Here is a 10,186-nt window from a genome sequence, read left to right as displayed (position 1 = left end):
GTCTGCCAGACCGTGGTCGAACTCGACCGCGCGGTCCTGTTCATCACCGCCGCCGGCGCCAATGCGTGCCTGGCGCTGCTGGCCACCGAATCCGCGAATATGGGCATGGTCGCGTTCGAGATGAACCGAACCGTGCAGCGGGTCGGCAGCCATCTGGCCGTCGACTCGCGCCCGCAACCGAACGGTGCGCCGCAGCCGTGAACGGCCCGCACGACGACTGGGACGAAGAGGACACCGGTCCCGTCGTACGCCTCTACGCGGTGACCCGGGGCCGCGGCCGCGCCTCGCGCAGCGACCTCACCCTGGACACCATGGTGGTCGACGCCTCGCCCGGGCCGGCCTCGCGGCGGACGGAACCGGAATACGTCGAGATCGTCCGCCTGTGCCGGGTGGCGCAATCGGTGGCGGAGGTGTCGGCGCAACTGCACGTTCCGCTCGCGCTGACCAAGGTCCTCATCGGTGATCTGGTCGACGACGGACGCCTGCTGGTCCGCGCCCCGGCCGAGACCGGCGGCACCGCCGATCTCGGCCTCCTGCGGACCATCGCGAACAGTCTGCGCGGCGGCTGAGCCGCAGCGATCAGGTCAGCCGGGCGGCCAGCCGTTTCGCGTTCATATGGGCGATCGCCTCGATCGACACCATCGGGTTGACCCCGGACGACGTCGGGAAGCAAGACGCGTCGGCGACGACGATGTTCTTCACATCCCAGGTGGCGCCGTCCGGGTCGGTCGCCGAGAGCTCCGGCGAACCGCCCATCCGCGCCGATCCCATGATGTGCAGGGCGCCGAGCGCACACTGTCCGGGCCCGTAGCCCGCGGTGCGGCAGGCGGCGGAGAAGTCGGCGTGCGACCCCCGGACGCCGGGTTCGTAGGAGATCCCGGCCTGATGCCCGGAGAAGACGCGCCGCGCCCCGGCGGCTTCGAGAATGCTCGCCGCGCCCTCGATCCCGGTGTGCAGATGCCCGGCGTCGTAGTCGGAGATGCGGTAGTCGACGGTGGGGTGCCCGTCGCGGTCCACCTTCACCACCCCGGAATCACGATCGCGGGTGATGATGCCGATCGCGTTCGAGCGGCCGAAGTCCAGCATATCGGTGCGATGGTTCGCGGCGCCGCGCCAGCTCATGAACCCGGTCGACAGCCCCGGATGCAGCGGCCCGGTCTCGTAGATGACGCCGTATCCGTTGCCGTCCAGGTCCGCGTGCCGACGGCAGATACGGGTCTGCAATCCACCTTCCCAGGGGCGGATCTCCTCGTCGAACACCCCGAACACCGCCGCGGCCGGATGCAGCCGCAGATAACGGCCGATGTTCTTGTTCGCCAGTCCCGAGCGCTTCAGCAGCGCCGGGGTCTGGATCGCGCCCGCCGCGACCACCACGGCCCGGGCCCGGATCTCGAATTCGATACCCGTCGTGGTGCGCGCCGAGACCGATTCGGCCTTACCCTCGCGGACCGCGATCCGCCGTACCTCGGCGTCCACGATCAACCGCGCACCCCGCGCGGCGGCATCGGCCAGCCACGTCTTGGTGACCGACTGTTTGGCCCCCACCCGGCAGCCGTTACCGCACCGGCCGCATTCCACCCCGGCATCGCAGGCGTCGGTCACATTGCGCGGCAGCGGGTCCACCGCCCAGCCCAGCGCCCCGGCGCCGCGTTCCAGCACCCCGTCGCGCGCCGAGAGGATCGAGCGGCGTTCGTTCACCCCGAGCCGGCGCACCACCGCGTCCAGCGATTCGCTGAACTCGGCCTCCCCGAACTGCTTCGCGCCGACCCCGGCCCACTCCTCGCGCACGGTGTCGGGTGTCGGCAGCGAGGTACTCCAGTTGACCACGGTCCCGCCGCCCAGACAGGTTCCCGCGACCAGCGTGATCTGCCCTTCGGCCGAGGCCGACGGTCCCGGCGCGTACAGCTGCCGCAGGCCCGCGAGTTCGCCCGCGCCGAAATCCTGGTCGTCGTAGTAGCCGCCGCGTTCGACGACGATCACGTCGAGTCCCGCTTCGGCGAGCACGGCCGCCGCCGTCCCCCCACCCGCGCCCGACCCGACGATCACCACATCACAGGTGAGTGTGCCGGGTTCGGTGATCCGCTGCGGTGCCAGCGCGGGCCGCGGCGCGGTGGGCAGCGGTCCGGGCGGCCCCGGGTAGCCGATCTCCTTCCACAGCGGGTGGAATCCGGTGGGTCCCGGCGTGACGTTGTAGGCGAGCAGCGACGCCTGTTTCAGCGCCTGGAAAACCGCCCGTGCCGCGCCTATCCGGGAGTCGCCGAGCCGCAGCAGCGCCCGCTCCCGCTGTTCCTGGGACAGCTTCGAGAATCGCCGCGGCCCCCGCCCGGTGAGCAGACCGGTCACGGGGGAATCCCAGACATCCAGCAGCGTCGCCAGCTGCTTGCCCTCGGCCTCCCGAGGATTGCGCCCCAGCAATTCGAATACGGTGTCCACGGCACCGATTTCGGTCGCCGACGGCAACGTGAGACCGTCCCCCGGCACGAACGTATCGCAGATCGTCCCGAGCGCGGCACGTTGCTTGGCAGTCGCCTTCATACCTATCCGCCTTTCAGATTGCCGAAGTTCTATCACGGCGCGTGAATCACCGCTTACAAATGTGGATAAAATCCGGCGTGAATGCGGCAAATATTCCAGAACTTCGATTCACTTCGACCGGCGATCGACCGCGCCCGATCGCTCCGCGGCAACGAACGGCCGACCGGGGGACGAGGAAGGACCATGCGGCCGCCCCCGGTCAGTGGGCGTCGGTGAGCCGGGCGAAAACGATGCCGGCGACGATCATCGACAGCGCCAGCACCCGGCCCACACTGAGCGGATCCTTGTCGACGACCACGCCGAGGCCGATGGCGCCGAGTGCACCGATGCCGGTGAAGACGGCGTAGGCGGTGCCGACGGGCAGGGTGCGCATCGCATACGAGAGCAGGTATACAGCGACAGCGGCGAGCCCGAAGCAGAGCAGCGTGGGCAGCGGCCGCGTGAAATTCTCTGTCGGTTTGATGCTCTGCGACCAGGCGATCTCGACCACTCCGGCGAGAGCGAGTACGAACCAGCTCACCTCAGTACCCCTTACCGAGCCTACGGGCGGTGTCGAGGGCCCGCGCGTACGACGCATCGTGCTCGCCGCGCAGTCGCGACAGGGCCGGATCCTGACGCGAGTTGGCCAGCTCGGCGTTGATGAAAACCGGGTCGGTCACGGCGAAATGACCGGCGAAGAAGTCGCGTAGGTAGCTTTCCTGATAGTCGAGAGCGGCCTTGGGCGTACCGGGCGAGTAGGCGCCGCCGCGCGCGGTGACCACCACGAAACGGCGCGGCGCCAGTGACATCCGCGGAAAGGTCACCTGATCGAGCCACGCCTTGAGTGCCGCCGGAATGGAGTAGTTGTACATCGGGGTGCCGATCAGCACGATGTCGGCGGCGAGCAGTTCGGCCAGTAGCGGTTCGATGGTCCGCCACGCCGCGGCCTGGGCCGGGGTGTGAACCAGCGTGGCGAGCCGATCGAGGTCGGTGGCGCCCGCGGCGAGCACCGCGTCGCAGAGCTCGGTCCAGCCGGCATCGATGAACGGCACCGGGTCGGCCGCCAGATCCCGGTACACATAGCCCGCGCCGGGATGTTCGAGACGCCAGGAGTCGGCGAACGCCGCGCTCACCTCCCGGCTGATCGAACGGGTGCGTGCGCTCGAGTCCAGGTGCAACAGAGTGGACATGATGAAACCTCCAAATAAGTGGACAGTGCGTCCAATTATCGGATGGTAGAGTCAAGTGGACACAATGTCCACTTATTGCGTTAGGGTGCTGGGATGGCTATTCGGGTCGACCTGCTCACGGCACCGGCACCCGGGGGTGGCGAACGAGCGGACGCAGCGCGCAATCGGGCGAAGATCCTCGCCGCGGCGGCAGAACTGTTCACCGTCCGTGATCCACGTGCGGTAACCATGGACGACATCGCCAAGGCGGCCGGCGTGGGGCGCGGCACACTGTATCGCCGCTATCCGGATATCGGCGCCATCGCGACGGCCCTGCTGGACGACCATGAACGAGAACTCCAGGAGCAGTTGCTCGGTGGACCACCACCATTGGGTCCCGGCGCACCCCCGGCGGAGCGGCTGGCCGCCTTCTACGCGGCCATGATCCAACTGCTCGATGCGCACGCCGATCTCGTATTGGGCGCGGAGAGCGGTGGCGCACGATTCGCCACCGGCGCGTACGGGTTCTGGTCGGCACATGTGCGGGCACTGCTGGTGACAGCGGGGGTGGCGCGACCCGACCCGCTCGTCGACGTCCTACTCGCCCCCGTGGCCGTGGAGGTCTATCGGCATCAGCGCGAACGAGGCATCGATTCCGCGCAGATCACCAGCGCGCTCACCGAACTCGCCCACGCCGTCATCGCGTCCGCGGCCGACTGACCCGCGTGCCCGCCGGCCGCCCCCGGATCTCGTCGTCGAGGGCTCGCGGGATCCATTCGCCGAGTATGTGCGAGGGAGCGCCCGGTCGACGGTGGCGACCGAAAGGGCCCGCCATCAGAACAGCGTCATCGGCTCGGCGGCCGCCGGGTCCGGCAAGAGCTCGAGTTCGGGCACCAATCCGCGGACCTCGTCGTGGAACCGGCGCGCGAGATCCCGGGACGAAGCGTTATCCGGCGTGTGCAGGAAGACCGTCGGCGACCGTCCCTCGCGCAGCCATTCCGCCGTCTGCTCGACCCAGGGTCGCCAGCCCGCGACCGTGACAGCGTGATCGTCGCGGCCGTGGTATCGGACGATCGGTGCGGCCGTCAGTGCTTTCATTCGGCGCGGCAGCCGCGGTTTTTTGGATCGGGCCTCGAATTCGGCCGGGCTCGCGGCGGGCACGGCGAACAGCACGGTGGTGTCGAACGGCACCCATTCGGCGCCGACCCGGCCCAGGACCCGCTCGAGTTGCGCGGCAGCACCCTCGTCGATGAAGAACTCCGGATGCCGCACCTCCACCGCGAGCTGCAGTTCCGCGGGCAGCCCACGGAAGAACATCGCCAGCGCGCCCAGGTCCGCGGGCCCGAACGAGGACGGCAGCTGCACCCACAGCGCATGCATCCGGGATCCGAGCGGTTCCATCGTGTCCAGGAACTGCCGCAGTTCGGCGTCCACCCCGGACAGCCGGCGCTCATGGGTGAGTGTTCTCGGCAGTTTGATCACGAACCGGAAATCGGGATCGGTCTGGCTCGCCCAGTTCTCCACGGTCCGCCGCGCCGGAACCGCGTAGAACGTCGTATTCCCCTCCACCGCGTTGCACCACTGTGCATAACCGCGCAGTTTGTCCCCGCGGACCGGCCACGCGGTATGCGTCCACATGGCGCAGCCGACGTGGAGCTTCAACGCTTCAGCCCGTGCGTCCCCGCGACGATCTTCTCGATCACCGATGCGGGCGCCAACCGCCGCAACAGAAAGACGATCGGCGCACGACTCCCCCGGGCGTACAGCGGTTTCGGCTTATCCGCCTCGATCGCCCGCAGAATCGTCTCGGCCACCTGCTCCGGTGATATCCCGGCCCGCTCGTTGCGATCCAGATGCGTGATCATCGTGTCGAAATCCCGCGCGTACACCGAATCCGGCGCGATGTACTTCGTCCGCCGCTCCCCGATCCCGGTGGCGATGGATCCCGGTTCCACGGTGCTGATCCACACCCCGAACTGCGCCGTCTCCAGCCGCGCCGCATCAGCGAACCCCTTGATCGCCGCCTTCGCCGCCACATACGACGACCGATACGCCAGCGGGAAACTCGCCAGCATCGACCCCACCATGACGATCCGCCCGTAACCCCGCTCCCGCATCCCCGGCAGCACCAGCTGCGCCAGCCGGACGGCCCCGAAAACATTCAACTGGAACAACCGCTCGATCGCCTCGATCGGCAGTTCCTCCAGCGGCCCCGACTGGCTCTCCCCCGCATTGTTGACCAGCACATCCACCGGCCCCAGATCGGCGCCGAACCGCTCGATCCCCGCCTGATCGGTCAGATCGAGCACGCGATACTCCACCCCCGCCACCCGCGCCGAGTCCGCGATCGTCTCCGGATTCCGGCTGGTACCGATCACCCGGTATCCCCGCCGCACCAGCAGCGCGGCAGTAGCCCGGCCGATCCCCGAGGACGCTCCGGTCACCAGCGCGGTCTTGGCCATACGACACCTATCCTCGACGATCCGTGGTCAACCGGGTGAGGCCACCCGATCCGCCAATCTAACGGACCCGCGCGTAGCACGGGCGGGTGCCGCCGACGCCCGCCCGGGCCGGAGCATGTCTTCCCTCACCGTGCGGCCCGGGCCGGCGAGCCGGGAGAGGGAACCGAGCCGTCGGCGTGGCGCTGCGCTCGGTCGGCAGCCGGATGCGAGCGACACCACCGGCTCGGCGGAATATGTCCCATAGGCTGGCGACTGTCCGTGGGTGCCAGGAGAGGATCATCGTGCAGAGTGAATTGTTCGCCGCCGAGAACACGGCGCAGCCCGCCACCGCCCCCGGCCTGACCGCGCAGAGCGCCAAATCCCTGAAATACGCGGTGAACGGCGAATGCCTCGCCCGCCAGGGCTCCATGGTCGCCTTTCGCGGGGATCTTCGGTTCGAGAAGAAGGGCCAGGGCGTCGGGAAGTTCCTGCAGCGCGCGCTCACCGGTGAAGGCGTGCCGCTGATGACGGTCCGCGGTCACGGCGAGGCCTGGTTCGCGCATTTCGACCGCAACTGTTTCACCGTCGACCTGGCCCCGGGCGACGCACTCACCCTCAACGGCCGCAATGTGCTGGTGTTCGATTCGAGTCTGCACTACGACATCCGCATGGTGCAGGGCATGGGGATGGCCGGCGGCGGGCTGTTCAACTGTGTGTTCTCCGGGCAGGGACGGCTCGGTCTGATCTGCGCGGGAACACCGATCATCATTCCGGTGCACCCTCAGGCCCCTGTTTTCGTCGACACCGACGCCGTGGTCGGCTGGAGCGCGAACCTGCAGACCTCGCTCAACCGGTCGCAGTCGTTCGGCTCGATGGTGCGCGGCGGGTCCGGTGAGGCGTTCCAGCTGCGGCTGGACGGTGAAGGTTTCGTCATCGTCCAGCCCAGCGAAGCCTGACCGATCCCCGGCCGCGATCCACGCTCACGGCTCCGAAGCGGCCCGCAGTCGTAACAAGTGCGGGTGGTTGGCATCGTCCAGCGCCAACGCCGCAGTCCACAGCGAGACATCCAGACCCGCGGTGATACGCCAACGATCCGGCGTGCTCGCGGGCAGGTGGATACGCACCGGGCCCAGTTCCCTCAGATGCCGCCCGACCACGGCCCACCACTGCCGGCCCCGCGCGTCCGCGATCGCGGCCACGATGAGGTCGTCGGCGCCCGGTAGCTGTTCGGCCGCCGCACGGACCTGCTCGGGAATGTGCCGGTGCTCCGGCCGATCGGTGAGTTGATCGGCGAAGACGACGAATACCAGACCGAATCCGAACATGCCCGGCCCGAGCAGCCGGCGCAGATCCGCCGCGCACCGATGGATCGGATTGCTCTCGCCCTCGCCCCGTTCACCCGCAAGATCCACGGCCGCGCATTCCGCGTCGATGGCGTGGCCGTCGAAACGGAACCCGTACAGCATCGGCATCAACGCCGCGGGCAGCGACAGCAGATAGCGGGCGGCGATCTCGTCGACCGACTCCGGGTCGGGATAGCGGATCAGGGTCATCCGTGGACCGCCGCGGCGAGCCGGGACCACAGGTCGTGCCGGACGGCGTCCCACAGCGACGCCAGCTCAGGACGACGCTCCCGCATCTCCGCCAGATCCGGCGCCCCCGAGACCGGCATCCGGCCACCGGAAGCATCCCGCAACTCGACGATCCGGACACAATCCCGGTCGAGCCACCACACCACCCGCCGGCCGTCGCACTCGGTACAGCGCACGCCCCGCGGCACACCGATCAGCGCCGGGCGCCGCTCGGAACCCGTCCCGGAGCGCGCCCACGCTCCTGCCGCGCGGTGCGCGGACTCGTCGTGATCCTGTTGTCCTGCCCTGGTCAGCGGGCTTCCGTGTTGCTCGGCCATATGGTTATGTTGCTGCCCGCACGCCGCGTCCGTACGGCTCAGCAACACAGCAGAATTCAGCTCATCCGTACATCCAGACAACAGTCCGGTCGACCGAGCGGCGTCGTCCGGAACGGACCGCCACCTGGGCCGTTCCGGACCGATCTGGGGAAGGGGAACAATGCCGACACACGATCAACCCGGTTCGACACTGCCGCGCCGGCAACTCGGTCGCGCACTGCGGGAAGCGCGCGAGGGGGTGGGGTTCACCCTCGAACAAGCGGCCCGCGAAATGGAGATGAGCAAAACGGCGCTCATACGACTGGAGAAGGGGCACAACGAGAAGGTCAAGCTGAGGGACGTGGAGGGGTTCGGGAGGCTTTACGAACTCGACGATGCCGATATCGAAGAGCTGAAAGAGCTGGCACAGCAGGCGGCGACCAAGTCGTGGTGGAACGGGACGCACCGCTTGTTCAAGGGCGGATTCAGCACCTACCTGGGACTCGAATCAGCAGCCTCTCACCTGGATATTTACCAGTCCTCGGTCGTACCCGGGCTCTTACAGTCGGCCGAGTACGCGAGAGCGGTCGAGAGACCTTTCTTTCCGCACGATACGCCGGAAGACCTAGAACGCCGTGTCACGCTGCGAATGCGCCGAGCTGCGATACTCACTCGGCGAATCAGCCCCGTGTCAGCAGAGTTCCTGATGCACGAGAGCGTCCTGCACATAAGAGTGGGATCGCAGTCGGTCATGGGCGCGCAGCTACGTCATATCGCCGACTTGAGCACGCTTCCGACCGTAACGGTCCGAGTACTGCCGTTCGCAGCGGGCTTGCCAGGGAAGTGGAATCCTGTCCTTCCCTATATCGTTCTCGATTTCCCGAAACACAGCCGCGAGTACCGTGATGAACCTCCGGTGGTCTACACCGAGACGACCACTGGCTCGATGTTTTTCGAAGATGCATCGGACGTGGACGTCTATCGCGAGATCCACGAGACGCTCCGGTGCGCCACACTGGATGAACAGCGATCGCGCGATCTACTGCGGCAGGTAGCAAGGAGATACGAGCAATGACGACGGATCGGCCTCACGGCCGATGGTTCAAATCATCGCACAGCCACACAGCCGGAGAATGCGTCGAAGTCGCCTGGCTGGACGACGGGCGAGTCGGCATCCGGGACTCGAAGCGCTCGGACGGGCCCGCCTTGGTCTTCGACGCGCGTGCGTGGTCGGCCTTCGTGACCAGCGTGCAGAGCGGTGAGCCCAGCCCTTCACCATCGTGACGGGGGTGCCGCCGCGCGACCACAGCCCCTACCGAGTCTCGCCTAGACACCGAGCAACCCGGTCGACAACTTCAGTTCAGGGCGCGCCGCGAGGCGTCATCGCAGGCCACGCACCCAACGTCTACGCAGTATCGGACGGCAGAGCAACCCGGTATGGTGATTTCGGGTCCGTGTGGAAGGCTCACACGTTGTAGCAGGAGGGGCATGCGTACAGCGAGGAAAAACACTGCGGCGGTGATCAGGCGCGTTGTCCTCGCCGTTGGAGGTGTGGGCTTGGTCGCCGGGTGCGCGACGCCTGTCGATGGCGCACCAGAGACAGAGGGCGCACCGAACTCAGGTGAACAGCAGTTCGTCGATTGGAACCCCTGCTCCGAGTTGTCGGACGAAGCTCTGCGCGCTTCCGGAGTCGATCCCGGAAGCAAGAACAGTCGAACCGATGCGCCAGGAGACGAGGCCCTGTGGCGCATCTGTGCATGGAACGCATCGGACGGGCCGTACTTCGTCGGCGTTGGATCCAGTTCTTCCCCACAGGATCTTCTCTACGAGAACACATCTATCACTGGGATCACCGCGAGGCAGGTGAACGGTCGAGCCGGACTCACGTTCTACCCGAACGGCAACGATGACCCGATTCGTCGGTGCTATACAAGCGTTCCCACGACTCGAGGCGTGGTCACGGTGTATGTCGATTGGCAGTACAGCCAGCGAAACTCGATGCCCGAGTCACCCCCATGCGGCCTGGCGGTCGAGCACGCCGAAAAGCTGGAACCGTACCTGCCCAAATGACCTCGAGGCTGTCGACGGCACGTGAATACTGACCCCTGCGTGGCAACCGAAAACTGACCCCTTTGGTCGGGACCCTGGCTCTAACCGAGCCAGGAGGACGAAGG

General features: G+C 67.4%; 14 protein-coding genes. 7 read left to right on the top strand and 7 right to left on the bottom strand.

Annotated features, from left to right (window positions below):
* Window positions 1-201: roadblock/LC7 domain-containing protein (locus ACLML9_RS25395; RefSeq protein WP_411947880.1), on the top strand; the 201-nt coding region annotated here is incomplete at its 5' end.
* Window positions 198-569: a DUF742 domain-containing protein gene (locus ACLML9_RS25390; protein ID WP_411947879.1), complete on the top strand. Its 372-nt coding sequence runs from the start codon at window positions 198-200 to the stop codon at window positions 567-569. The genes ACLML9_RS25395 and ACLML9_RS25390, both read left to right, overlap by 4 nt.
* A 10-nt stretch (window positions 570-579) precedes the next feature.
* On the opposite strand, the gene ACLML9_RS25385 is transcribed toward ACLML9_RS25390, so the two are convergent.
* From ACLML9_RS25385 to ACLML9_RS25375, 3 genes are all read right to left on the bottom strand, one after another.
* Window positions 580-2,535 carry a GMC family oxidoreductase gene (locus ACLML9_RS25385; RefSeq protein ID WP_411947878.1) on the bottom strand — a complete coding sequence of 652 codons (1,956 nt, stop codon included), beginning with the start codon at window positions 2,533-2,535 and terminating at the stop codon, window positions 580-582.
* Between the two features lie 199 nt (window positions 2,536-2,734).
* Complete coding sequence (locus tag ACLML9_RS25380) at window positions 2,735-3,055, bottom strand: DMT family transporter (protein ID WP_411947877.1); 321 nt, start codon at window positions 3,053-3,055, stop codon at window positions 2,735-2,737.
* Between the two features lies 1 nt (window position 3,056).
* Complete coding sequence (locus tag ACLML9_RS25375) at window positions 3,057-3,704, bottom strand: FMN-dependent NADH-azoreductase (protein ID WP_411947876.1); 648 nt, start codon at window positions 3,702-3,704, stop codon at window positions 3,057-3,059.
* Window positions 3,705-3,797: 93 nt separating this feature from the next.
* Between ACLML9_RS25375 and ACLML9_RS25370 the strand changes: the two genes are divergently transcribed.
* A complete protein-coding gene (locus tag ACLML9_RS25370; protein ID WP_411947875.1) occupies window positions 3,798-4,403 on the top strand; it encodes a TetR/AcrR family transcriptional regulator in 606 nt (201 codons plus the stop codon).
* Between the two features lie 114 nt (window positions 4,404-4,517).
* Here the strand turns inward: ACLML9_RS25370 and ACLML9_RS25365 are convergent, their stop codons facing one another.
* Both ACLML9_RS25365 and ACLML9_RS25360 read right to left on the bottom strand, forming a co-directional pair.
* The gene (locus ACLML9_RS25365) at window positions 4,518-5,345 is read right to left on the bottom strand and encodes a DUF72 domain-containing protein (RefSeq protein WP_411947874.1); all 828 of its coding nucleotides are present in this window, start codon (window positions 5,343-5,345) and stop codon (window positions 4,518-4,520) included.
* On the bottom strand, window positions 5,342-6,145 hold the full coding sequence (locus ACLML9_RS25360) for an SDR family oxidoreductase (protein ID WP_411947873.1): 804 nt from the start codon (window positions 6,143-6,145) through the stop codon (window positions 5,342-5,344). The genes ACLML9_RS25365 and ACLML9_RS25360 overlap by 4 nt, the downstream gene beginning before the upstream one ends.
* 281 nt (window positions 6,146-6,426) lie before the next feature.
* Here ACLML9_RS25360 and ACLML9_RS25355 point away from each other — a divergent pair, with 281 nt between their 5' ends.
* On the top strand, window positions 6,427-7,080 hold the full coding sequence (locus ACLML9_RS25355) for an AIM24 family protein (RefSeq protein ID WP_411947872.1): 654 nt from the start codon (window positions 6,427-6,429) through the stop codon (window positions 7,078-7,080).
* Between the two features lie 24 nt (window positions 7,081-7,104).
* Here ACLML9_RS25355 and ACLML9_RS25350 read toward each other — a convergent pair whose 3' ends face one another.
* Together ACLML9_RS25350 and ACLML9_RS25345 are read right to left on the bottom strand one after the other, a co-directional pair.
* Window positions 7,105-7,677, bottom strand: coding sequence for a hypothetical protein (locus tag ACLML9_RS25350; RefSeq protein WP_411947871.1), 573 nt, complete (start codon window positions 7,675-7,677; stop codon window positions 7,105-7,107).
* Window positions 7,674-8,033 carry a hypothetical protein gene (locus ACLML9_RS25345; RefSeq protein WP_411947870.1) on the bottom strand — a complete coding sequence of 120 codons (360 nt, stop codon included), beginning with the start codon at window positions 8,031-8,033 and terminating at the stop codon, window positions 7,674-7,676. The genes ACLML9_RS25350 and ACLML9_RS25345 overlap by 4 nt, the downstream gene beginning before the upstream one ends.
* Before the next feature lie 160 nt (window positions 8,034-8,193).
* On the opposite strand from ACLML9_RS25345, the gene ACLML9_RS25340 reads away from it, so the two are divergent.
* The 3 genes from ACLML9_RS25340 (at window position 8,194) to ACLML9_RS25330 (ending at window position 10,082) form a co-directional block, all read left to right on the top strand.
* Complete coding sequence (locus ACLML9_RS25340; RefSeq protein WP_411947869.1) at window positions 8,194-9,087, top strand: helix-turn-helix domain-containing protein; 894 nt, start codon at window positions 8,194-8,196, stop codon at window positions 9,085-9,087.
* A complete protein-coding gene (locus ACLML9_RS25335; protein ID WP_411947868.1) occupies window positions 9,084-9,296 on the top strand; it encodes a DUF397 domain-containing protein in 213 nt (70 codons plus the stop codon). The genes ACLML9_RS25340 and ACLML9_RS25335 overlap by 4 nt, the downstream gene beginning before the upstream one ends.
* 204 nt (window positions 9,297-9,500) lie before the next feature.
* Window positions 9,501-10,082, top strand: a complete 582-nt coding sequence (locus ACLML9_RS25330) for a DUF3558 domain-containing protein (RefSeq protein WP_411947867.1) — start codon at window positions 9,501-9,503, stop codon at window positions 10,080-10,082.
* Window positions 10,083-10,186 lie beyond the last annotated feature (104 nt).

This window comes from Nocardia sp. NPDC002869 (genome assembly GCF_046764065.1).
GTDB lineage: Bacteria > Actinomycetota > Actinomycetes > Mycobacteriales > Mycobacteriaceae > Nocardia > Nocardia rhamnosiphila.
The sequence above is the reverse complement of the archived record's forward strand: the minus strand, read 5'-3'. Positions and strand labels throughout refer to the sequence as shown.